Raw genomic sequence first — 22075 nt, 5'->3', positions numbered from 1 at the left:
CGATGCCCACAGTCCTCGGTTCGTTACGCCGGATGGCCCTGACTCCGTCGTTCCACGACGTGAGTTTCGCCGGGCGCGGATTTCCGGTCACGCCCACCGACGCCACCCGCGCCCTCGAAGCCATCCCGCAGGCCGTCGTCTGCGGCTTCGAGTGGGGCATCGAACTGCGGGACCAGTGGGGCCTGGAGCGCCGGCTCGACATGGTCGACGCCGAGCTGCGCGGCTTCGCGTACGAGGGCGCGACGATGGCGTTGACCGTGCGGGACGCGATGGCGGGCGGCCGGGGAACCCGTACCCGGGAACTGCTGCGCGGACCGGGTGTCCCGCACACGTTCCTGACCTACATCGGCATCGGGTTCGCGATGGCCCGCCTGCCCCGTCCACTGTGGCGTGGTGTCCTGCCCGACCTCACCGGCACGCCCTACTTCCCGACCATGAGCTGGTTGGCCGTCGACGGCTACGGCTTCGACCGGGCCTACTTCGACACCCGGAGCGTGGTGGAGCGCCAGCGCCGTCCGGCGCCGTACCCGTGGCAGGGACGCGCCGACTACTTCCCACGCGCGGTCGACCAGGGCATCGGGCGGGCGCTGTGGTTCATCCACGGCGGAGTCCCGCAGCACGTCGACGCCGCGGTGCGCGCCTTCGCCGCAGAGCGGCACGCCGACCTGTGGAGCGGTGTCGGCCTCGCGGCCACCTTCGCCGGCGGCTGCGACGAGACCGGTCTGGCGGTGCTGCGCCGGGCGTCCGGCGAGCACTGGCGGCACCTGGCACAGGGCGCGGTGTTCGCCGCCAAGGCCCGCGACTTCTCCGGCTTCGTGCCGGAACACTCGGCGAGCACGCTGCACACGCTGACCGGCCTCACCGTGTCGGCCGCGGCGACGCTGGCCGACGACATCAGCCTGAGCCGAACCGAGCCGACCGGCCCGCCCGACTACGAGTCCTGGCGGCAGCAGATCCGCGACCACCTCGATGCGCTCGCCCACTCCCACCCCTAGCGGAGGCCGTGACATGACAGCCTGGCACAAACTGCGACGGCGCGTCCTGACGCCGGACATCTCGGAGACCAAGGTCGCGGTTCGCGGCTTCCACGCCAAGTCGGCGGAGGCCGTCGACCGGCTGGAGACCGTCGGCAGGTCCTTCCTCACCGGTTACGGCGCCGCCGCGGCGACCGGCCGGCCGGCCGACGTCGAGGCCGAGCTCGCGCAACTGCCCGAGCTCTACCGCGGTTTCGCCTACGAGGGCGCCGGGATGGCCATGGCAGTGCTCGACGGCCTGCCCACCGGACGCGGCGGGCACGTGCGATCGCTGCTCGACGGGCCGGGCGCCGACCACATCTACATGGTGTACGTCGGGGTCGGCTGGGCGATGGCCCGCCTGCCGAGATTCCGCTGGTCCACGCTGTACGGCCCGGATCCGCTGCTGCGCTGGCTGCTGCTCGACGGCTACGGCTTCCACCAGGCGTACTTCAAGACCCGTCAGTACGTCCACGAGCGGTACCAGGCACCCCGGGCCCCGAACGTAGTGCCCGGCCCGGCGTGGCACACCAACCAGGTCATCGACCAGGGCATCGGCCGAGCGAGCTGGTTCGTCTGCGGCACCGACCCGGAGCGGCTCGCCGCGCTGTTCGCCACCTTCCCGGAGGAGCGCCGGCCGGACCTGTACAGCGGGGCCGGCCTGGCCGCCACGTACGCGGGCGGCGTCGACCGCGCGGAGCTGGAGTGCCTCGCCGAGGCGGCCGGCCCGTACCGGGGTCAGCTGGCCCAGGGGGCCGCGTTCGCCGCGCAGGCCCGGCTGCGCGCCGGTCTCGTCGTCCCGCACAACGAACTGGCCACCGAGGTGCTGTGCGGCACGGACGTGGCCACGGCCGCCGCCGCCACCGACCACGCCCGTGAGGGCCTGCCCGCCGACGGCGCAGTGCCCGCCTATGCGACCTGGCGTCAACGCATCGCCGACGCGTTCTCGGCACACACCGGGGTGGAACGGCGTCGCTGACCCCGTCTCGTGCGCCCGTCCGCCCGTCCATGTGAGGAGCCCCGATCGCCCATGTCCAGAATCGCGCTGGTGGGAATGGCGTGCCGATATCCCGACGCCACCACCCCCAAGGAACTCTTCGACAACGCCATCGCCGGTCGCCGGGCCTTCCGCCGGCTGCCGGACGTCCGGATGCGGCTGGAGGACTACTGGGATCCGGATCCCCGTACCCCGGACCGCTTCTACGCCCGTAACGCGGCGGTCATCGACGCGTACGAGTTCGACCGGATCGCGTACAAGGTGGCCGGCAGCACGTACCGTTCCACCGACCTGACGCACTGGCTGGCTCTCGACGTGGCCGCCGGAGCCCTGGCCGACGCCGGCTTTCCGATGGCCGAGGGCCTGCCCCGGGAGCGCACCGGCGTGATCGTCGGCAACACGCTCACCGGCGAGTTCTCCCGCGCCAACCAGCTGCGGCTGCGCTGGCCGTACGTGCAGCGCACGGTGACCGCGGTGCTGCGCGAGCGTGGGTTCGCCGACGAGGACCTGGACGCTCTCCTCGACGACCTGGAGCAGACGTACAAGAGCCCGTTCCCGGCGGTCGACGAGGACACCCTTGCCGGCGGCCTGTCCAACACCATCGCCGGGCGCATCTGCAACCACTTCGACCTGCAGGGCGGCGGCTACACGGTGGACGGCGCGTGCTCGTCCTCGCTGCTCTCGGTGGCCACCGCCTGCAAGGCGCTGGCGGACGGCGAGCTCGACGTCGCGGTGGCCGGCGGGGTGGACCTGTCGGTCGACCCGTTCGAGGTCATCGGGTTCGCCAAGACCGGGGCGCTGGCCACCGGCGAGATGCGCGTCTACGACCGCGGCTCGAACGGGTTCTGGCCGGGCGAGGGCTGCGGCATGGTCGTGTTGATGCGTGAGAGTGACGCGCTGCGCGGCAACCACCGCATCTACACCACGATCGCCGGCTGGGGCATCTCCTCCGACGGGCGCGGCGGCATCACCCGGCCGGAGACCCGCGGCTACCACCTCGCCCTCAACCGGGCGTACGCCCGCGCCGGCTTCGGCATCGAGACCGTGCCGCTGTTCGAGGGGCACGGCACCGGCACGAAGGTGGGCGACTCCAACGAGCTGACCGCGCTCAACCAGAACCGGCTGGCCGCCGACCCGGGCGCCGCGCCCGCGGTGATCGGGTCGGTCAAGGCGATGATCGGGCACACCAAGGCCGCGGCCGGTGTGGCCGGGCTGATCAAGGCGTCGATGGCGATGCACAACGAGGTCATCCCGCCGACCGTCGGCTGTGTCGACCCGCACGAGGTCTTCGAGTCGCCGGACGCCGCGCTGCGCGTCGCACGTCGGGCCGAACCGTGGCCGGACGACCGCCCGGTGCGTGCCGGCGTGACCGCGATGGGCTTCGGCGGCATCAACACGCACCTCGTCCTGGACCGCGGCGAGCCGGTGCGCAAGGTGCGCTACGGGAGCCGTACCCGGGCCATCGCGGCCGGCGCCCAGGACGCCGAGCTGCTGGTGTTCGACGCGCTGACCCCGGCCGAGCTGCGCGAACGGCTGAAGCGGGTGGCCGACTTCGTGCCGTCGATCAGCTACGCGCAGCTCAGTGACCTGGCCGCGACCCTGCACGGCGAGCTGCGGGAGCTGCCCTGGCGGGCGGCGGTCGTGGCGCACTCCCCGTCGGACGCGACGAACCGGTTGAAGGCGGTGGTCGACGCCCTGGACGCCGGCGAGCCGCAGTTGTTCGCCGACGGGGGTCGTACCTGCTTCGGACAGATCGGCGACGGGGAGATCGGCTTCCTGTTCCCCGGGCAGGGCTCCGGCAAGGGCACCAGCGGTGGCGCGCTGCGCCGGCGCTTCGCCGAGGCCGACGAGGTCTACCGCGCCGCCGCGCTGCCCCGCAGCGGCGACATGGTCGCCACCGAGGTGGCCCAGCCGCGCATCGTCACCGGCTCGATCGCCGGCCAGCGCGTGCTGCGGACCCTCGGCCTGGAGGCGGTCGTGGCGGTCGGGCACAGCCTCGGCGAGCTGACCGCCCTCCAGTGGGCCGGGGCGATGGACGACGAGACCGTGCTGCGCCTGGCCGCCCTGCGCGGCCGCACCATGGCCGAGCACAGCTCCTCCGGCACGATGGCCGGTCTGTCCTGCGGGCCCGAGCAGGCCGAACGGCTGATCGCCGGACTGTCGGCGGTCGTCGGCGGGCACAACGGACCCGGACAGACCGTGATCAGCGGCAGCGTCGAGGCCGTCGAGCAGGCCTGCCGGCGGGCCGAGGAGGCAGGCGTCGCGGCGACCCGGCTCGCCGTCTCCCACGCGTTCCACTCGTCGCTGGTCGCCGAGGCCGCGGGCGCCTTCGGCGGCCTGTTGCGCCGGGAGTCCTTCGGCACACCCGACCGGCGCGTGGTCTCGACGGTGACCGGTGAGGAACTGCCCACCGATACCGACCTGGCCGACCTGCTCACCCGGCAGATCACCGAGCCGGTGCTGTTCGCCCAGGCGGTCGCCGTGGCCGCCAAGAACGTCGACCTGCTCATCGAGGTCGGCCCCGGCCGGGTGCTCAGCGGCCTGGCGAGCGGCGTGGTGGACGTGCCGGCGGTCGCGCTGGACACCGACGACGAGTCGTCGGTCGGCCTGCTGCGGGTGCTCGGAGCGGCCTTCGTGGTGGGGGCCACCGACGTCGACCCCGCGCTGTTCCACGGGCGGCTGGTGCGCCCGCTGGCGGTGGGCACGGAGTTCAGCTTCTTCGAGAGCCCGTGCGAGGCCGCGCCGCAGGTGCCGGCCCGCAACCGCGGCGGGATTCCGGCGGCGCCGTCCAGCACGCCGGAGGCGCAACCCGTGTCCGGCCCGGCCGGTGAGTCGGTCGCCGACCTGCTGCGCCGGATGACGGCGGAACGGGCGGAACTGCCGCCCGAGCTGGTCGACATGAACAGCCGGCTGCTCGACGACCTGCACTTCAGCTCGATCACCGTGGGCCAGATGGTGAACCGGGTGGCGCAGAGCATCGGCATCCCGCCGAGCCGTACGCCCGCCAACTTCGCCACCGCCACCCTCGCCGAGCTGGCCGAGGCCCTCGAAGGACTGCGCGGGTCGGAGACGGTCGAGGGCGTCACCGAGGCCGCGCCGATCGTCACCGGCGCCGCCGACTGGGTGCGGTCCTGGCGGGTCGACCTCGACGAGCGCGACGTGCCGGCGGCGGCCGGCGTCGAGCAGCGCGGCAGCTGGCAGGTGCACGCCCCGGCGGAGCACCCGCTGGCCGAGCCGCTGCGGGCCGCGCTCGAGCGCGGCGACGTCGGCGGCGGCGTTCTGGTCCTGCTGCCGACCGACTGCGAGGAGGCGGATCTGGCCGAGGCGCTCGCCGGGGCCCGGGCCGCGGTGACGGGCGCCTCCGGTGGCCGGTTCGTCCTGGTGCAGCACGGGCGGGGCGCGGCAGGTCTGGCCAAGACCCTGCACCTGGAGGCGCCGCACATCCGCACCACTGTCGTACACATCGCGCCGGAACCCGACGCGGTGGACCGGATCGTCGCCGAGGTCGCCGGCACCACGAGCTTCACCGAGGCGTGGTACGAGGCCGACGGCACCCGCCGCGTGCCGGTGCTGCGCCCGTTGCCGGTGAGCGCGGAGCGCACCGAGGCGGCGCTCGACGAGTCCGACGTGCTGCTGGTGACCGGCGGCGCCAAGGGCATCACCGCCGAGTGCGCCCTGGCCATGGCCAAGGACAGCGGTGCCCGGCTGGCCCTGCTCGGCCGCTCCGACGCGGCCACCGACCCGGAGATCTCGGCGAACCTGGCCCGCATCGCCGAGCAGGGCGTCACCGTCCGGTACGCGCGGGCCGACGTCACCGACCCGGCCCAGGTGCGCGCGGCGGTCGAGTCGCTCACCGCGGAACTCGGCGGTCCGGTGACCGCGGTGCTGCACGGTGCCGGGCGCAACGAGCCGACCGCCCTCACCGGCGTGAACGAGGACCTGGTCCGTCGCACGCTGGCACCCAAGGTGGACGGCCTGCGCAACGTCCTCGACGCCGTCGGCGGCGGTGGGCTCAAGCTGCTGGTCGCGCTCGGCAGCATCATCGGCCGGGCGGGGCTGCGCGGCGAGGCGCACTACTCGATCGCCAACGAGTGGCTCGACGACCTGGTCACCCGCTACGGCGCGGACCACCCGGACTGCCGCGCCCTGGTGCTGGAGTGGTCGGTCTGGTCGGGCGTGGGCATGGGCGAGCGGTTGTCAGTGGTCGAGACGCTGGCCCGCGAGGGCGTCACCGCCATCACCCCGGACCAGGGCCTGGCGATGCTGCGCCGGCTGCTCGCCGACCCGTCGGTGCCGTCCACCGTGGTGATCAGCGGCCGGACCGAGGGCATCCACACGGTCGAGCGGGAGAACCCGCCGCTGCCGCTGCTGCGCTTCGTGGACCGGCCGCTGGTGCGCTACCACGGCGTCGAGCTGGTGGTGGAGACGGAGCTGAACGCCGGCACCGACCCGTACCTCGCCGACCACCTGCTCGACGGCAACCTGCTGTTCCCGGCGGTGCTGGGCATGGAGGCGATGGCGCAGGTGACCCGGGCCCTGACCGGCTGGACCGGAGCGCCGGCGATCACCGACGCCCGGTTCGAGCGGCCGATCGTGGTGCCGCCGGGCGGCAGCACGACGATCCGGATCGCCGCGGTGCGCACCGACGACGACGCGGTCGACGTGGTGATCCAGAGCGAGGAGACCGCGTTCGCGGCCGACCACTTCCGCGCCCGGCTGCTCCGGCGCGACACCGGCCCGGCCGGCGGCGCCCCCGACCAGGTCGGCGAGGGGATGCCGCCGGTGGCCCTCGACCCGGCCGTGGACCTCTACGGCGACGTGCTCTTCCAGGGCGGCCGGTTCCAGCGGCTGCGCGGCTACCGGCGGGCGCAGGCCCGGGACGTGGACGTCGTGGTCGAGGCGCTGCCGCAGACCGACTGGTTCGCCGCCTTCCTGCCCGGCGCGCTCGTGCTCGGCGACCCGGGCGTGCGGGACACCCTCATGCACGGCAACCAGGTCTGCGTGCCGGACGCGACGCTGCTGCCGGTGCGGGTGGACGAGCTGCACCCCGCCGGTGACCGGCTCGACCGGGCCGGTGAGCTGCGCTACTGCGCCACCGAGCGCAGCCGGGACGGCGACACGTACGTCTACGACATCGCCCTGCGCGACGCGGACGGCTCGGTCATCGAGCGCTGGACCGGACTGCACCTGCGGGCGGTACGCAAGCGCGACGGGCGCGGCCCGTGGGTGCCGGCGCTGCTCGGGCCGTACCTGGAGCGCACGATCGGCGACCTGGCCGGCATCCGGGCGGCGGTGGTGGTCGAGCCGGACGACCCGGGCGACGACACCGGCGACCACGTCGGCACGCGGCGGGTACGCACCGCCCGCGCGGCCTGGCGGGCCGTCAACCGCCCGGTGAACGTCCGGTACCGCCCGGACGGGCGGCCCGAGATCGACGGGAACCTGACGCTGACCGCGTCGCACGGCGCCGGTCTCACCCTGTGCGCGGTGGGGGAGGGGCAGCTCGGCTGCGACGTCGAGCCGGTCACCGCCCGGACGGAGGACGACTGGAAGGGGCTGCTCGGCCGGCACCTCGACCTGGCCCGCCTGATCGCCGAGACGTGTGCCGAGCCGCTGGACGTGGCGGCCACCCGGGTCTGGTCGGCGATCGAGTGCCTGCGCAAGGCGGGCTCCTCGGCCGAGGCCCCGCTCACGCTCGCCGGAACCGAACGCGCTGGCTGGGTCACCCTCGCCTCCGGCGACATCCGCATCGGCGCCCTGGCGGCGACGGTACGCGGCGGCGCCGTCGAGCCAGTGGTCTTCGCCGTACTCGCAAAGGAGGGCCAGTGAAGTACTTCGAGTATCGCCACACCGTGGGCTTCGAAGAGACCAACCTGGTGGGCAACGTCTACTACGTCAACTACCTGCGGTGGCAGGGCCGGGCGCGCGAGCTGTTCCTCAAGGAGCGTGCCGCCGAGGTGCTCGCCGATCTGCAGGACGACCTGAAGCTGTTCACGCTCAAGGTGGACTGCGAGTTCTACGCCGAGATCACCGCGTTCGACGAGGTCTCCATCCGGATGCGCCTGGTCGAGCTTGGTCAGACCCAGCTGCAGTTCGGCTTCGACTACGTGCGGCTCAACCCGGAGGGCGGCGAGACGCTCGTCGCCCGGGGGATGCAGCGGGTGGCGTGCATGCGCGGCCCGAACAACCGGACCGTGCCGTCGCGGGTACCGGAGGCGCTGGTGCGCGCGTTGGAGCCGTACACCCATCAGTTGGCGAGGGCCCGCTGATGACCGAGCTGCAGACCGAACGCGAACCGGTGCCGCAGGTGCAGGACACGGCCCTGCTGCGGCGCACCTTCGGCTCCTTCGCGACCGGGGTGACGGTGGTGACGACCGGCGGCGACGAGCCGCACGGCATGACGGCGAACAGCTTCACCGCGGTGTCGCTGGAGCCGCCGTTGGTGCTGGTCTGCGTCGACCGCAACGCCAACATGCACAGCGCCATGGTGCGGGCGGGCACCTTCGGGGTGTCGGTGCTCAGCGCCGGTCAGGAGAAGGTGGCCCGGCACTTCGCCGGGCGCCGGCCGATCGGCGTCGCGGAGTTCGCCGACACCGACTGCCTGCGGGGCGCCTGGTGCGACGCCCCACTGATCGCCGGCGCGGCCGCGCACTTCGAGTGCGAGCTGTGGCGCACGTACGACGGCGGCGACCACAGCATCTTCGTCGGCCGGCTGCTCAGCATGGCGGGCAGCAGTGACGAGGACGTACTGGTCTTCCTGCGCGGCCGGTTCGGGCGGATCGAGTGCGACGCGGCCGACCGGAGGGCGGCATGACCGCCGCCTTCACGCCCACCGACACCCCGTCGCGGGGGCGCGCCCTGCCGGGGCCGTCCCGGCGGTCGGCGCTGCGGCTGCTCGCCCAGATGAACCGCGACCGGCTGGCCATGATGACCGGCGCCGCACGGGAGTACGGCGACGCCGCCCGGCTGCCGGTCGGGCACAAGGCGCTCTACTTCTTCAACCATCCCGAGACTGCCAAGCACGTGCTGGCCGGCAACGCCGCCAACTACCGCAAGGGCATCGGCCTGGTGCACGCCCGGCGGGCGCTCGGCGACGGCCTGCTCACCAGCGAGGGCGAGCTCTGGAAGGAACAGCGCAAGGTGATCCAGCCGGCCTTCCAGAGCCGGCGGATCGCCGAACAGGCCGGGGCCGTCGCGGCCGAGGGAGCCCGGCTGGTCGACCGGTTGCGGAGCCGGATCGGCGCCGGCCCGGTGCAGCTGGTCGACGAACTCACCGGCCTGACCCTGGGCGTGCTCGGCCGCACGCTGCTCGACGCCGACCTGCACGAGTTCGACGGGATCGGCACCGACTTCGCCCGGGTGCAGGACCAGGCCATGTTCGAGCTGGAGACGCTCAGCATGGTGCCGATGTGGATCCCGCTGCCGCACCAGATGCGGTTCCGAAAGGCGCGGCAGCGCCTGGAGGTCGTCGTCGAACGCCTGGTGGCCGAGCGACGCGCGCGCAGGACCGACGCCGACGACGTGTTGTCCCGGCTCATCGTGTCGGCCGACCGCGAGGCCGACCCCCGCACGGGGCGGATGCGCCTGCGCGACGAATTGGTGACGCTGCTGCTGGCCGGGCACGAGACCACGGCCAGCACGCTGAGCTGGAGCCTGCACCTGCTGGACCGGCACCCGCAGGTCTGGCAGCGGGTGCACGACGAGGCGGTCGAGGTGTTCGGCGGCCGGGCTCCCGAGTACGACGACCTGCGGCGGCTGACCTACACCTCGGCCGTCATCTCCGAGGCCATGCGGTTGTTCCCGCCCGTCTGGCTGCTTCCCCGGATCGCGATCGAGGACGACGTGGTGGGCGGCTACCGGGTGCCCGCCGGAGCGGACGTGCTCGTCTCGCCGTACACCCTGCACCGCCATCCGGCCTTCTGGCCGGAACCGGACCGGTTCGACCCGGAGCGCTTCCTCGGCGACGCCGGGACGGACCGGCCGCGGTTCGCCTACATCCCCTTCGGAGCCGGCCCCCGCTTCTGCGTGGGTAACCACCTCGGTCTGCTCGAGGCGGTTCTTGTGCTCGCCCTGCTCTGCCGCGACCTGCGGCTGACCGGGCTTCCCGGCCGACCGGTCGTCGCCGAACCGATGCTGTCGCTGCGCATCCGCGGTGGACTGCCGGTAACGGTGCAGGCCGCCTGACCCCTGAATGGAGAGCCTCTTGTCAACGCCCACGATCGGACGGCCACGGCGGATGTTGCCGGCCCTGTTCGCGATCCTGCTGGTCGCCGGCCTCTACGCCATCGCCCGCGCACCGTCCGCATCAGCCTCGGAGCGGGCCGAGATCTCGTCCCGCTACCAGTTCACCGAACTCCCGATCGCCCTCCCGCCGGGTCTGCCGAACAACAACGTCCGCCGGGTGAACCAGGACTACCAGCACATCCGCTCCTGGATCTCGTCGGTCGGCGCGAGCATCGCCGTCAACGATCTCACCGGGGCGGGCGTCCCCCAGGACCTCTGCCTGGTGGACACCCGCAGCGACTCCGTCATCGTCACCCCCGTACCCGGAACCGGGACCCGGTATGCGCCGTTCGTGCTGGATCCCGCGCCGCTGCCCAGCGGCCCGGGGGTCGCGCCGATGGGTTGCACGCCCGGTGACTTCAACCAGGACGGTCGGATGGACCTGCTGACCTACTACTGGGGTCGCACGCCGATCGTCTTCCTCAACAAGCAGGCCGGCGCCTCGACGTCGCTCAGCAAGGCGACCTACCAACCGACCGAGCTGGTGCCCCAGTCGCCCTCCGCGGACGGCAGCTACCACGGCCCGCTGTGGAACACCAACGCGGTGGCGGTCGCCGACTTCGACGGTGACTCGCACCCTGACATCGGGGTGTTCAACTACTTCCCGGACAGCGGGGTACTCGACCCGGACTCCCCGCGCAACGTCGAGATGAACCACTCCATGTCCCGGGCGAAGAACGGCGGTGGCGCGCACGTGCTGCGCTGGACCGGCGCCACCGGCGGCGACCGGCCCTCGGTGAACTACCAGGAGCAGCCCGGCGCCGTGCCGCCGAAGCTGGCGTCCGGTTGGACGCTGGGAGCCGGCTCCGCGGACCTGGACGGCGACCTGCTGCCCGAGCTGTACCTGGCGAACGACTTCGGCAACGACCACCTCCTGCACAACGTGTCCACCCCCGGAAAGATCAAGTTCGCCGGTACGGAGGGACGCCGCGGCGCCATGACGCCGAAGTCGATGGTGCTCGGCCACGACTCGTTCAAGGGCATGTCGATCGACTTCGGCGACCTGATGGGCACCGGCCGGTTCGACATGTTCGTCAGCAACATCACGACCCCGTGGGGCATCGAGGAGAGCAACTTCGTCTGGCGCAACAACGCCGCGAACGAGCAGGAGGCGGGCCGGAAGCTCCGCAAGGGCATCGCCCCGTACGACCAGAAGGCCGCCGAGCACCAGATGGCCTTCACCGGCTGGGGCTGGGATGCCAAGATGGCCGACTTCGACAACAGCGGGCGCCTGGCGGTGGTGCAGGCGGACGGCTTCGTCAAGGGCACCATCAACCGCTGGCCCTGGCTGCAGGAACTGGCCATGAGCAACGACCTCATGTTGCAGAACCCGCACATGTGGCCGAAGGCCGAGCCCGGTGACGACATCGCCGGACACCAGAAGCTGGCGTTCTGGGCGCCGGGCAAGGACGGCAAGTTCCTCAACGTCAGCGAGGACCTCGGCCTCGCGGTGCCGGTGCCGACGCGCGGGATCGCCGTCGGTGACGCGGACAACGACGGTGGCCAGGACTTCGCGGTGGCCCGCCAGTGGGACGCGCCCGTCTACTACCGCAACGCCAAGGCCGGCAAGGGGAACTTCCTCGGGCTGCGGCTCTTCCGCCCGGCGCTCGGCGACGACCGGGCCCGTACGCCCGCGTACGGCGCGCAGGTCTGCATCAAGAGGGCCGACGGCCGGATGCAGATCTCGCAGCTCGACGGTGGCGGCGGGCACAGCGGCCGCCGCAGTTTCGACGTCTTCTTCGGGCTCGGCGACGCCGGCTCGCAGCCTGTCGAGGCCACCGTCAAGTGGCGTGACGCCAACGGGGTCGCCCGCAGCCAGACGCTCGACCTCACCAACGGGTGGCACGACGTAATGCTCACCGAGCAGGCAACGGAGGTACCAGGACGATGACCGACACCGAGGTTCGGACCGCGACGAGGACCCGGCCGGCAGAGCCGCTGGTCTCACCAGCCGCGGCCTCCGGAGAGGCGGCGCGTGAGCCCGCCCGCGTCGACTCCGCCGACCCCCGCTACAAGGCGCTGCGCAACTTCGCCATCTCGATGAGCGTCTTCAACATCCTCGGTTACACAGTGCTCGGCTTCGAGCAGCCGTGGCTCTGGCCGCTGCTGGCCCTGGCCGTCGGCTACACCGCCGAGATCGCCATCGAGTCGGTGGCGGCGTGGGCCAACGGCCGCCGGCCGGAGTACGCCGGCAACGGCGCGTGGGGCATGTACACCTTCCTGCTGCCCACCCACATCACGGCGCTGGCCTGCAACATGCTGCTCTACGCCAACGTGCACTTCTGGCCCATCGCGTTCGCCGTCGTGGTGGCGATCGGGCAGAAGTACGTCTTCCGTGCCCCGATCAAGGGACGGATGCGCCACTTCCTGAACCCGTCGAACTTCGGCATCACGATCACCCTGCTCGCCTTCTCGTGGGTGAACATCGCGCCGCCGTACCACTTCACCGAGTCGGTGCCGGACGCGATCTCGTTCATCGTCCCGTTCGTCATCCTCACGGCGGGCACCGTGCTGAACGCCATGCTCACCAGGAAGGTCCTGCTGATCATGGGCTGGGCGGGCGGCTTCGTCATCCAGGCACTGGTACGGCACTGGATCTGGGACGTCTCGCTGTGGGGCGCGCTGGTGCCGATGACCGGTGTGGCCTTCGTCCTGTTCACCAACTACATGATCACGGACCCGGGCACGACGCCCTCGACCGGCCGCGCGATGTTCATGTTCGGCGCCTCGGTGGCCACCGTCTACGGCATCCTGATGGTCTTCAACGTGGTCTACACGCTGTTCTTCGCGGTCACCATCGTGTGTGTCATCCGCGGCCTGTACTGGTGGGTGCGTTCGTACCGGGAGAGCCGCCGGCCGCAGCTGGCCCCGGCCCTGGCCTAGGCACGCCGCCACGCCGACCAGTGTGGGCGTCGCCGCCGTACCCGTGACGGCGGCGGCGCCCACACCGTCGCGCCCGAGCCCGGCCCCCGCCGGACGCTGAGGTCGCTTTTCAGGAGATGCCCCGGGTTCGGGCGTGAGGCCAGACTGGGCCCGGTCGCGTCGTCCGGGTGACACCCGGCCGCCCGGCACCCCAAGCCGCCGGGCGATCGCGGATGCCCCGAGCCCGAACTCACCTGGCGTTCAAGCGGGAGGCGTTTATGAGCATCGTCGACGTGAGGCGCAAGGCCTTCCACCATCTTCTGGTCAGCACCGTGCTGGTCTCGATCATCAACGTCACCGTCTGGTTCGGGGTCACCTTCTATGTGTACGTGCAGACGCGCTCGGTGTTCGCCACGGGAGTGATCTCCGGGCTCTTCCTGGCGATGTCCGCGCTGACCGGCATCTGGTTCGGCAGCCTGGTCGACCGCCATCCGAAGAAGACGATGATGCAGGTGTCGTCGGTGGTGTCGCTGGTGCTGTACCTCGTGGCCTTCGTGATCTACGAGACCGCGTCGCCGGAGTCGTTCACCGACCCGACCAGCGTGGTCCTGTGGACGCTGGTGGTGGTGCTGATGTTCGGCGTCGTCACGGGCAACGTCCGCCTGATCGCACTGCCGACGCTGGTGACGGTCCTGATCCCCGAGGAGTCCAGGGACCGCGCCAACGGCCTGATCGGTGCCACCATCGGGGTGGTCGGCGTCGTCACGAACGTGATCAGTGGCGTGCTCGTGGCGGTCGACGGCATGTTCTGGGTGCTGGTCCTGGCCCTGGTGGTGCTCGCCGCCTCTGTGGCGCACCTGCGCCTCGTGCCCGTTCCCGAGCGCGCGGCCACCGACACCCGTCCGGGTGAGGCGGCCTCCCACGGGCCGGCGCCCGACGTGGCCGTGCCGGGCGGCATGGTGGATCTGCGGGGCACCATTCGGGTGATCGGCCAGGCGTCCGGGCTGGGTGGCCTGATCGTCTTCTCGGCGTTCAACAACGTTCTCAGCGGCGTGTTCCTGGCGCTGATCACCCCCTATGGACTGACGCTGATGTCGGTCCAGGCGTGGGGGTTGCTCTGGGGCGTGCTGTCCACGGGCTTCATCGTCGGCGGGCTGATCATCGCCCGGACCGGCCTGAGCAGGAACCCGGTGCGGTTGCTGCTCATCGTGAACCTCTGCCTGTGGGCGGTCACCCTGCTGTTCCCGGTGCGGTCCTCGATCATCCTGCTGTCCGTGGGCATGTTCATCTACACCCTGCTCCAGCCGTACGCGGAGGCCTCCGAGCAGACGATCCTGCAGAAGGTGGTGCCCTACGAGCGGCAGGGGCGCGTCTTCGGCTTTGCGCAGAGCGTCGAGCAGGCCGCCTCACCGCTGGCCGCGTTCCTGGTCGCGCCGATCGCCCAGTTCCTGGTCGTCCCCTTCATGACCGACGGCGCCGGTGCCCGGGCGATCGGCGGCTGGTACGGCACCGGCACCGACCGCGGCCTCGCGCTCATGTTCATGCTGAGCGGCGTCGTCGGCCTGATCGTCACCGTCCTGGCGATGCTGAGCCGTTCGTACCGACAGCTGAGCCGGCGTTACACGCAGTCCCCGGCGGCTTCCGCCGAACTGAGTCCCACCGGGCAGCGGTGAGACGAACACGCCGCCGGTGTGTATTCACCGGCGGCGTGTTCGGTCTGGTCGAAAGGGACGTCAGGAACGGTCGCGCGGGCAGTTCTGATAGACCGCGAGCACCCAGTCGTCGTTCTCCTTGACGAGGATCCACGACGCCCGGATCGCGTTCTCGGGCGCCAGCTCCTCGGCGCCGGCCTCGATCACCCCGCCCTCGGTCAGCAGCGCCACGGCGCCCGGACCGAGCGGCCGGATCGCGATCGGCGTCCCGGTGACCGTCGTACCGCGGTAGGGGCCGGCGTACGCGTTCGTCATGAACTGCCTGATGGCCTCGCGTCCCTGAACGAGGACGCCGGGCAGGATCAGCGTCCCGTCCTCGGCGAACAACCGGGCGAAGGCGTCGGCGTCGTGCTCACGCCACGCGTTGACCATGCGCGCCGGGACGGCGGCGATGGCGGCCTGTTCGGTGGATGCGGTAGTCGAAGTCATCGGCTCTCTCTTTCTCGACGAGACGGCGGAACGGCCGTCCCCATCGTGTCCACATCCGTGCCCGCGTAGCGCCTTCACGCGTGCGCAGCATCGTGCCGCAAGCCCAGAGATGACCCCGAACGGCGCAGCGAATGAACATGAGAATTCGATTCGACGTTCGCAGAAAGGCGGTGCAGGGATGCCACCGGAATCCACGCGGTTGACCGATTCCGAGGTGATGACGCTCGAGGCCTTCGCGGACACCATCATCCCCGGAGAGCGGCGGCACGCCACCGACCGAGCCGTCGCCGGCGCGGCCGACGGCGGGGGCGCTGTCGCGTCCGGCGCCGTCGATCTGATGGCGTCCGAGGAGGGCGGCCTCGGCGGGCTGCTGCCGACGCTCGTGATCGGGCTCAACGACCACGCGCAGGCGTACGCCGACAAGCACGGCCTGACCCTCGACGACAGCGTTCCCGCCTTCGTCGCCCTGGACTTCGACGACCGGACCGCGTTGGCCGCCGAGCTGATGGCGCCACGCACCGACGAGCAGGACCTGTGGGTCCCGCTCGCCATGTTCAGCGTGATGGCCTGGGACACCGGTGCCTCCGTGCACACCACCGAGGCCCTGGCCGCCGGCCACCCGGGCCTGACCACGATGGGCTTCAACGGGCCCGACGCCGACGGCCTGTGGCGCTTCCCGGACTTCTCCTACCGCCGGGTGCTCGCCTCCCCGCACCCGCACACCACACCCTCGGGAGATCCCGCATGACAGGTATTGAGACCACCGACGTCCTGGTGATCGGCAGCGGCTTCGGTGGCGCGATCCCGGCCTACCGGCTCGCTGCCGGCGGCGCCCGCGTCGTCGTGCTCGAACGCGGTCCGTGGCTCACCGGCGAGGAGTTCGAGCACGACTTCAAGTTCGGCAGCTCGAGCACCCGGGCCTTCGAGTTCACCATGGGCGACGGCATGAACATCCTCGGTGGCAACTGCGTCGGCGGCGGCAGCGTCGTCTATTTCGCGGCCATGCCACGGGCGCCCCGGTACGCCTTCGAGCGGCTCGGCGGCGCGGGACGGCGGTTGTGGCCGAGCAGCATCAACCGTGCCGAGCTCGATCCCTGGTACGACATGGTCGCCGAGTCGCTGCCGATCACCCGTCAGGACTGGAACGACGTCACGTACTCCGGGGGCCTGTTCGGGGCGGCGTGCGCGCACGCGGACCGTACGGCCAACCCGGTGCCCGCCGCCATCGACCGGGACAAGTGCACGAACTGCAACTGGATGATGTCCGGCTGCCGGTTCGACGCGAAGCGCTCACTGCTGCTCAACTACCTGCCCGGGGCGCTGGCGCACGGCGCCCGGATCCGGCCCCTGCACGAGGTGCAGCGCATCTCGCGCACCGACGACGGCTACCGGGTGCACTTCAACACGGTGGACGAGGTGGACTACCGCAACGTCACAGGCAGCGGCGCGATCGACTGCAAGGTCGTGATCGTCGCGGCCGGCGCGGCGGCGACCCCGGCGATCCTGCAACGCTCCGAGGCCGACCTCGGCGAGATGCCGGCCGCCGTGGGCCGGTACTTCTCGGGCAACGGCGAGCGGCTCAACACGGCGGTCGTCGACGAGAACCGGGTGCGCGAGGTGCTCGGTCTCTCCCGCCCCGACGGGCGGGCCTACGAGGGGTACCAGATCGGCAAGGGCCCGGTCTGCGCCAGTTGGGACCGGCTCGACGGGAACCTGCCGGAGTTCCACCGCTACTCGCTGGAGCAGCTGTACTTCCCGCCCGGCTTCGGCACGATCCTCGCTCAGGTGCGTGACGCCACCGGGCCCACGTGGTTCGGCGTCGAGAAGAAGGAGATGCTGCGCCGCTGGCAGTCGTGGCTGACCATCTTCATCATGTCCGAGGACGACAACGAGGGTGTCTTCGGCCCGCCGCCGGAGACCGGCAACGCCGACCGGGTCTCGCAGCAGATGCTCAGCCGCGGCCCCCTGCGTTACGACCCGACGGCGAACACCCGGGCCGCCTGGGCGCGGGCCGACGCGGACGTGCGCGACATCCTGGAGCGTGACGGCCTGGCCAAGGTGATGCCGTGGAGCAACGAGGTGATCGGGGCCTACACGGTGCACCCGTTGTCGTCCTGCCGGATCGGCGACGACCCGCAGACCTCCGCCCTGGACGACACGCACGAGTTGCGCAACCACCCCGGCATCTTCGTCACCGACGGCTCGTCGGTGCCCGGTGCGTTGACCGTCAACCCGGCCTTCACCATCGCGGCGCTGGCCGAGCGGGCGGTGCCCCGGATCGTCGAGGCGGTCGCCCGGCGCGGTGTCGGGGTGCGGTACGTGGCCGAGCCGCCGGAGGCGCGCACCAGCAGCCGCCGTCCTCTCCTCGCCCAGGCGTGAAACGGCCGGGTCCGCCTCGACGGACCCGGCCGCTTGCCGGGACGTGCCCCGGCCGCTCAGGGCCGGGGCACGTCGAAGAGGGCGGGGAACTTGTTGATCAGACCGAGGTCACCGCGGGCCTTCAGCCTGCCGCGCAGGAAGAGCATGCGGGCGTTGGCGTTGCCGGTGGTCATCTTGACGAAGTTGACCGCGTCGAGGTGCAGCACCAGCCGCGGCGTGCGCGCCGGTCGCGGGGACACCGTGCACCGGCCGCCGGCGATCTCCAGCTCGAAGACGTCCTCCTCGCCATCGGCGGGGCCGGTCACGTGCCAGTGCACCACGGCCTGGAGGGCACCGGCGCGGTCCGCCCGGAACACGTCCGGCATGCCGTCGATCAGGTCGCCGAGAACCGTCTTGCGCCGGTCCCCGGCGACCAGCTCGCGCAATTCGGCGTCCGAGGCCTTCTTGACCTGTCGCGCGAAAGTAGCCGCGCCTTCCGCGGGGTTCACCATGGACACCATTCGGTCACTCCATTCAGGTGCAAAGAGGGATTCTTCAATTCTTTTCGCCGGCCTGCACCCCGGGCCAACTCCCAGAATGCGTAGAGGTACGCCATGACATTTCTGATCACCGGCGGCTCCGGCTTTCTCGGTTCGCACATCGCGGCCGAGCTGGTCCGCCGTGAGGTTCCGGTGCGGCTGCTCGTACGGGATCCGCAGCGGGCCCGGAAGGCGCTGGAGCCGCTCGCCGCCGGTGCCGCCGGTGTGCCGATGGCGCTCGGGGACGTCACCGATCCGGCGGCCGTGGTGGCGGCGCTGCGCGGCTGCGCCGGGGTGCTGCACGCGGCGTCGGTCTACAGCTTCGATCCGCGCCGGCACGCCGAGATGCGCGCGGTCAACCGCCGCGGCACCGAGGTCGTGCTGGCCGCCGCCCGTGACGCCGGTGTGGACCGGGTCGTGCACGTCTCGACGTTCGGCGCGCTGCTGCCCGCGACCGGGCCGATCACCTCGGATGCGCCGGTCGGCGCCCCGCGGGAGCCCTACCTGGCCAGCAAGGCGGAGGCCGACCGGGTGGCCCGGCAGTACCGGCGGGACGGGCTGCCGGTGCTCGTCACCTACCCGCCGGCCCTGCTCGGGCCGCACGACCCGCGTCTGGGTGACCAGACCCGGCGGGTGCGCGACGTGCTGCGTGGCCTCATGCCGATCTGGCCGGACGGGGGCTTCCCGATCGGGGACGTCCGCGACGCCGCCGCCTGGCACGCCGACGTGCTGATCCGCGGCGGGCCCGCCCAGCTCGCCGCGCCGGGCCGGTTCGTGCGCACCCGGGAGCTGCTGCGGGCGCTGCGTGACGTCACGGGCCGCCGGCTGCCGGCCGTGCACCTGCCGGCCGCCGCGTTGCTGCCGGTGGGCCGGCTCGCCGGGCTCGCCCAGCGGGTGCTGCCCGTGCACGTCCCGGTCGAGCACGGCGCCATCTACGTCTGCGGGGTGGCCCGCCCGCTCGACGACGCGCCGGCCCCGCGGCCGCTCGTCGACACCCTGGCCGACACCGTTCACTGGCTGCGCGAAGCGGGTCACCTGAGCGCGGCCCAGGCCGGCCGGGCGGCCACCCGCAAATCTATCGGAGTCTGAATACCGCACGGCAGAAGAATGATGGTCTTCAGTGCGCCGATAAGGTGACTCGTCGACGTCGTCACATCGGAGGAGACGAATGATGGGACAGAAATCCGGGGTTCTCGCCCTCGTGAACGGGCGCTATCATCGGGTCACGCTGCGACTCTTTCTCATCGTTGTGGTCGCGCACTGGGCCGAGCATCTCGTGCAGGCCTACCAGATCTGGGTGCTCAACAAGCCGCGCCCCCAGGCTCGCGGGGTGCTGGGACAGTTCTGGCCCTGGCTGGTCAGCTCCGAGTGGCTGCACTACGGCTATGCCATCGTGATGCTGGTATTCCTGTTCCTGCTGTTCCCCGGCTTCTCCGGGCGCTCGAAGGTGTGGTGGGGGATCGCGCTCGGGCTGCAGTTCTGGCACCACATCGAGCACCTGCTGCTGCTGATCCAGGCGCAGACCGGCACCTTCTTCTTCGGCGGCACGGTGCCCACGAGCATCGCCCAGCTGGTGATGCCCCGGGTGGAGCTGCACCTGTTCTACAACTCCGTCGTCTTCATCCCGATGCTGATCGGCATGTACCTGCACCTGCGCCCGACCCCGACCGAGCGGGCGAGGGTCACCTGCGACTGCGCGGCACCGCAGGCCAGCTTCTCGCCGGGCATTCCCCGTCCGACGACGGCCTGACATGCCACGGCTTCTCCGGAACGCGGTGCTGCCGCTGCTCGCGGCGTCGGTGCTCCTGCTCGCACCGGCCGCCGCGGTGGCGGCGACGGTCAGCGACCCGGCCGACGGCGCGGCCCTCGCCGCCGCGCCGCGGCAGGTCACGCTGACCTTCACCCGCGCCCCGGTCGCCGAGACGTCGCGGGTCAGGGTGGTGTCCGGCGACGGCCGCCCGGTCGACGGGCCGGGCGGGCCGGTCCGCGCCGGGCTCAGCCTGACGCAGCCGGTGGGCATCGCGCGAGCCGGTGACTTCACCATCGTCTACTCCGTGACGTTCGCCGACGGCGGGCAGGAGCAGGGCACCCGCCGTTTCCGTGTCCTCACCGATCCGGCCGCCGACGACAGCGGCGCCCACGCCGGGCACGGCGGGCACGACGTCGACCCGGTCAGCGCCACGCTGCTGGTCATCGACGGCCTGGTCGTCCTCGCCGTGGTCTTCCTCCTGGTCGTCCGCCGGCCCGGCGCCGCCCCCGTCGCCTGGCGCCTCCCCTCGAGCGAAAGGAACCCCGATGACCGCACTGCCTGACGTCTACGTACAGCTCGCCGCCCAGGGCGAGGAGGTCGACCGGCTGGTCGCGGACCTCGACGCCGCGGGCTGGGACCGGCCGACGCCGGCTCCGGGCTGGACCGTCGCGCACCAGATCGCCCACCTGACCGCCACGTTCCGGATGGCGGAGACCGCGGTCTCCGCGCCCGACGACTTCCGCGCGTTCACGGCGTCCCTCGGGGGCGACTTCGACGCCAACGTGCGGCGCGCCCTCGGCGTCTACCTCGGCGAGCCGCGCGACGTGCTGCTCAAGAAGTGGCGGGCCGGGCGGGTGGCGGTCGACGAGGCGCTGGCCAAGACCCCGCCCATGCAGATCGTGCCGTGGCTGGTGCGCCCGTTGCCGGCCGCGGTGCTGGCGGCGGCGGGCATGATGGAGTTGTTCGCCCACGGGCAGGACATCGCCGACGCGCTGGGCGTGCGTCGCACCCATGACGACGGGCTGCGGCACCTCGTCGACTTCATCTCCCGCACCTGGGATTTCGGATACCAGTCCCGCGCTCTGGAGACGCCCGACGCTCGGCTGCGGTTCGAGGTGACCGCGCCGTCCGGCGCCCTCTGGACGTACGGCGCGGACGACGCGACCGACGTGATCAGTGGGCCTGCCGTGGACCTGTGCCTGCTCGCCACCCGCCGTCGGCACCGCGATGACCTGGCCCTGACCGGAACCGGCGCGGAGGCGGACCGGTGGCTCGACATCGCCCAGGCGTACCGCGGCCCGGCCGGAGAGGGCCGCCGTCCAGGCCAGTTCGACCACTGAGAACAGGCCCAGTCGCCGCGACTGTTCAATTACTACAGTCGACATTCCCAGCGTGCAGGATTTCTGCGGTAGCTCTGTCGTGACGATCGTGGCAGACTCGCGGCAAGGTCACTCGGCGACGGGGGTGGGTTTGCGCATCTCGGAACTGGCCCGGCGGGCCGGCATGCCGATCCCCACGGTGAAGTTCTACCTCCGTGAAGGTCTGTTGCCGCCGGGGACGCCGACCGCGCGTAACCAGGCGCGGTACGAGGAGTGTCATCTGGAGCGGCTGCGCCTGATCCGGGCGCTCACCACGGTGGGTGGGTTGGAGATCGGCGCGGTGCGGGGTCTGTTGACGGTGCTTGAGGATCCGGGTGTGACGTTGGCGGGGGTTTATACGGGGCTGGACCGGGTGGGGTTCACCGCTTCACCGTATCCGGCTGATTTCGACGGTGTGGAGGCGGCGCGGGCGGACATCGATGCGCTGGCTGACAGGTTGGGGTGGGACGAGGAGGCCACGCGGTCGGGGCGTGAGTCGTTGGTTCAGGTGCTTACCACGTTGCGCGCTCTCGGCTGTGATGCTCATGGTCGGTACTTCCTGACGTTCGCGCAGGCGGCGGGCAGCGTGGTGGATGCGGAGATGGGTCTGGTCCAGGGGTCCGACCGTGACGCCAAGGCTGAGGCCATGGTGCGCAGTGTGTTGTTCGACGTGTTGATGTCGGTGATGCTGCGGACGGTCCGCCGAAACGCGGTGGCCGTGCGGTTCGGCGGCTGACACCCACTCCTTCGTCCGGTCGGTCACCAGAGCGGTGT

18 protein-coding genes are annotated in these 22075 nt (G+C 71.7%); 16 read left to right on the top strand and 2 right to left on the bottom strand.

The genetic code is table 11. The features are described 5' to 3' along the window. Window positions 1–2 precede the first annotated feature (2 nt). The 9 genes from AB0B20_RS04520 to AB0B20_RS04480 all read left to right on the top strand — a co-directional run bounded on the left by AB0B20_RS04520 (window position 3) and on the right by AB0B20_RS04480 (window position 14828). Entirely contained in the window at window positions 3–995 is a 993-nt protein-coding gene (locus AB0B20_RS04520; protein WP_357468089.1) for a DUF1702 family protein, read from the top strand. Between the two features lie 13 nt (window positions 996–1008). Next, on the top strand, window positions 1009–1992 hold the full coding sequence (locus AB0B20_RS04515; RefSeq protein ID WP_357468086.1) for a DUF1702 family protein: 984 nt from the start codon (window positions 1009–1011) through the stop codon (window positions 1990–1992). 51 nt (window positions 1993–2043) lie between these two features. Continuing rightward, window positions 2044–7839 carry a type I polyketide synthase gene (locus AB0B20_RS04510; protein ID WP_357468082.1) on the top strand — a complete coding sequence of 1932 codons (5796 nt, stop codon included), beginning with the start codon at window positions 2044–2046 and terminating at the stop codon, window positions 7837–7839. Then, on the top strand, window positions 7836–8279 hold the full coding sequence (locus AB0B20_RS04505) for an acyl-CoA thioesterase (RefSeq protein WP_357389646.1): 444 nt from the start codon (window positions 7836–7838) through the stop codon (window positions 8277–8279). Before AB0B20_RS04510 ends, AB0B20_RS04505 begins: the two co-directional genes overlap by 4 nt. Beyond that, window positions 8279–8824, top strand: coding sequence for a flavin reductase family protein (locus AB0B20_RS04500; RefSeq protein WP_357468079.1), 546 nt, complete (start codon window positions 8279–8281; stop codon window positions 8822–8824). Before AB0B20_RS04505 ends, AB0B20_RS04500 begins: the two co-directional genes overlap by 1 nt. Continuing rightward, window positions 8821–10194: a cytochrome P450 gene (locus AB0B20_RS04495; protein WP_357389650.1), complete on the top strand. Its 1374-nt coding sequence runs from the start codon at window positions 8821–8823 to the stop codon at window positions 10192–10194. The genes AB0B20_RS04500 and AB0B20_RS04495 overlap by 4 nt, the downstream gene beginning before the upstream one ends. 52 nt (window positions 10195–10246) lie before the next feature. Then, window positions 10247–12184, top strand: coding sequence for a VCBS repeat-containing protein (locus AB0B20_RS04490; RefSeq protein WP_357468196.1), 1938 nt, complete (start codon window positions 10247–10249; stop codon window positions 12182–12184). Beyond that, window positions 12181–13176 (top strand): enediyne biosynthesis protein, encoded by a 996-nt coding sequence (locus AB0B20_RS04485; RefSeq protein ID WP_357389652.1) that lies wholly within the window; start codon window positions 12181–12183, stop codon window positions 13174–13176. The genes AB0B20_RS04490 and AB0B20_RS04485 overlap by 4 nt, the downstream gene beginning before the upstream one ends. A gap of 257 nt (window positions 13177–13433) precedes the next feature. Beyond that, the gene (locus AB0B20_RS04480; protein WP_357468076.1) at window positions 13434–14828 is read left to right on the top strand and encodes an MFS transporter; all 1395 of its coding nucleotides are present in this window, start codon (window positions 13434–13436) and stop codon (window positions 14826–14828) included. Between the two features lie 60 nt (window positions 14829–14888). Here AB0B20_RS04480 and AB0B20_RS04475 read toward each other — a convergent pair whose 3' ends face one another. Next, a complete protein-coding gene (locus tag AB0B20_RS04475; protein WP_357389656.1) occupies window positions 14889–15296 on the bottom strand; it encodes an SgcJ/EcaC family oxidoreductase in 408 nt (135 codons plus the stop codon). A 217-nt stretch (window positions 15297–15513) separates the two neighbouring features. On the opposite strand from AB0B20_RS04475, the gene AB0B20_RS04470 reads away from it, so the two are divergent. Further along, complete coding sequence (locus AB0B20_RS04470; RefSeq protein ID WP_357389658.1) at window positions 15514–16044, top strand: DUF5987 family protein; 531 nt, start codon at window positions 15514–15516, stop codon at window positions 16042–16044. Then, window positions 16041–17675, top strand: coding sequence for an FAD-dependent oxidoreductase (locus AB0B20_RS04465; RefSeq protein WP_357468072.1), 1635 nt, complete (start codon window positions 16041–16043; stop codon window positions 17673–17675). Before AB0B20_RS04470 ends, AB0B20_RS04465 begins: the two co-directional genes overlap by 4 nt. A 56-nt stretch (window positions 17676–17731) precedes the next feature. On the opposite strand, the gene AB0B20_RS04460 is transcribed toward AB0B20_RS04465, so the two are convergent. Beyond that, on the bottom strand, window positions 17732–18163 hold the full coding sequence (locus AB0B20_RS04460; protein WP_357390997.1) for an SCP2 sterol-binding domain-containing protein: 432 nt from the start codon (window positions 18161–18163) through the stop codon (window positions 17732–17734). 105 nt (window positions 18164–18268) lie between these two features. On the opposite strand from AB0B20_RS04460, the gene AB0B20_RS04455 reads away from it, so the two are divergent. The 5 genes from AB0B20_RS04455 to AB0B20_RS04435 all read left to right on the top strand — a co-directional run bounded on the left by AB0B20_RS04455 (window position 18269) and on the right by AB0B20_RS04435 (window position 22037). Continuing rightward, a complete protein-coding gene (locus AB0B20_RS04455; RefSeq protein WP_357390999.1) occupies window positions 18269–19282 on the top strand; it encodes an NAD-dependent epimerase/dehydratase family protein in 1014 nt (337 codons plus the stop codon). A gap of 82 nt (window positions 19283–19364) precedes the next feature. Then, the gene (locus AB0B20_RS04450) at window positions 19365–19943 is read left to right on the top strand and encodes a hypothetical protein (protein WP_357391001.1); all 579 of its coding nucleotides are present in this window, start codon (window positions 19365–19367) and stop codon (window positions 19941–19943) included. A gap of 1 nt (window position 19944) precedes the next feature. Beyond that, window positions 19945–20505 carry a copper resistance protein CopC gene (locus AB0B20_RS04445; RefSeq protein ID WP_357391003.1) on the top strand — a complete coding sequence of 187 codons (561 nt, stop codon included), beginning with the start codon at window positions 19945–19947 and terminating at the stop codon, window positions 20503–20505. Next, complete coding sequence (locus AB0B20_RS04440; protein WP_357391005.1) at window positions 20489–21283, top strand: TIGR03084 family metal-binding protein; 795 nt, start codon at window positions 20489–20491, stop codon at window positions 21281–21283. Before AB0B20_RS04445 ends, AB0B20_RS04440 begins: the two co-directional genes overlap by 17 nt. Window positions 21284–21335: 52 nt before the next feature. Continuing rightward, complete coding sequence (locus AB0B20_RS04435) at window positions 21336–22037, top strand: MerR family transcriptional regulator (RefSeq protein ID WP_357391007.1); 702 nt, start codon at window positions 21336–21338, stop codon at window positions 22035–22037. The last annotated feature ends 38 nt before the right edge of the window (window positions 22038–22075 follow it).

Source organism: Micromonospora sp. NPDC049151 (assembly GCF_040648395.1).
Lineage (GTDB): Bacteria > Actinomycetota > Actinomycetes > Mycobacteriales > Micromonosporaceae > Micromonospora.
The sequence above is the reverse complement of the archived record's forward strand: the minus strand, read 5'-3'. Positions and strand labels throughout refer to the sequence as shown.

Excerpts from the sequence above, each read along its gene's own strand:
- AB0B20_RS04520 (WP_357468089.1), top strand. The coding sequence starts at position 3 with ATGCCCACAGTCCTCGGTTCGTTACGCCGGATGGCCCTGACTCCGTCG.
- AB0B20_RS04515 (WP_357468086.1), top strand. The coding sequence starts at position 1,009 with ATGACAGCCTGGCACAAACTGCGACGGCGCGTCCTGACGCCGGACATC.
- AB0B20_RS04510 (WP_357468082.1), top strand. The coding sequence starts at position 2,044 with ATGTCCAGAATCGCGCTGGTGGGAATGGCGTGCCGATATCCCGACGCC.
- AB0B20_RS04500 (WP_357468079.1), top strand. The coding sequence starts at position 8,279 with ATGACCGAGCTGCAGACCGAACGCGAACCGGTGCCGCAGGTGCAGGAC.
- AB0B20_RS04495 (WP_357389650.1), top strand. The coding sequence starts at position 8,821 with ATGACCGCCGCCTTCACGCCCACCGACACCCCGTCGCGGGGGCGCGCC.
- AB0B20_RS04490 (WP_357468196.1), top strand. The coding sequence starts at position 10,247 with ATGTTGCCGGCCCTGTTCGCGATCCTGCTGGTCGCCGGCCTCTACGCC.
- AB0B20_RS04485 (WP_357389652.1), top strand. The coding sequence starts at position 12,181 with ATGACCGACACCGAGGTTCGGACCGCGACGAGGACCCGGCCGGCAGAG.
- AB0B20_RS04480 (WP_357468076.1), top strand. The coding sequence starts at position 13,434 with ATGAGCATCGTCGACGTGAGGCGCAAGGCCTTCCACCATCTTCTGGTC.
- AB0B20_RS04475 (WP_357389656.1), bottom strand. The coding sequence starts at position 15,296 with ATGACTTCGACTACCGCATCCACCGAACAGGCCGCCATCGCCGCCGTC.
- AB0B20_RS04470 (WP_357389658.1), top strand. The coding sequence starts at position 15,514 with ATGACGCTCGAGGCCTTCGCGGACACCATCATCCCCGGAGAGCGGCGG.
- AB0B20_RS04465 (WP_357468072.1), top strand. The coding sequence starts at position 16,041 with ATGACAGGTATTGAGACCACCGACGTCCTGGTGATCGGCAGCGGCTTC.
- AB0B20_RS04455 (WP_357390999.1), top strand. The coding sequence starts at position 18,269 with ATGACATTTCTGATCACCGGCGGCTCCGGCTTTCTCGGTTCGCACATC.
- AB0B20_RS04450 (WP_357391001.1), top strand. The coding sequence starts at position 19,365 with ATGGGACAGAAATCCGGGGTTCTCGCCCTCGTGAACGGGCGCTATCAT.
- AB0B20_RS04445 (WP_357391003.1), top strand. The coding sequence starts at position 19,945 with ATGCCACGGCTTCTCCGGAACGCGGTGCTGCCGCTGCTCGCGGCGTCG.
- AB0B20_RS04440 (WP_357391005.1), top strand. The coding sequence starts at position 20,489 with ATGACCGCACTGCCTGACGTCTACGTACAGCTCGCCGCCCAGGGCGAG.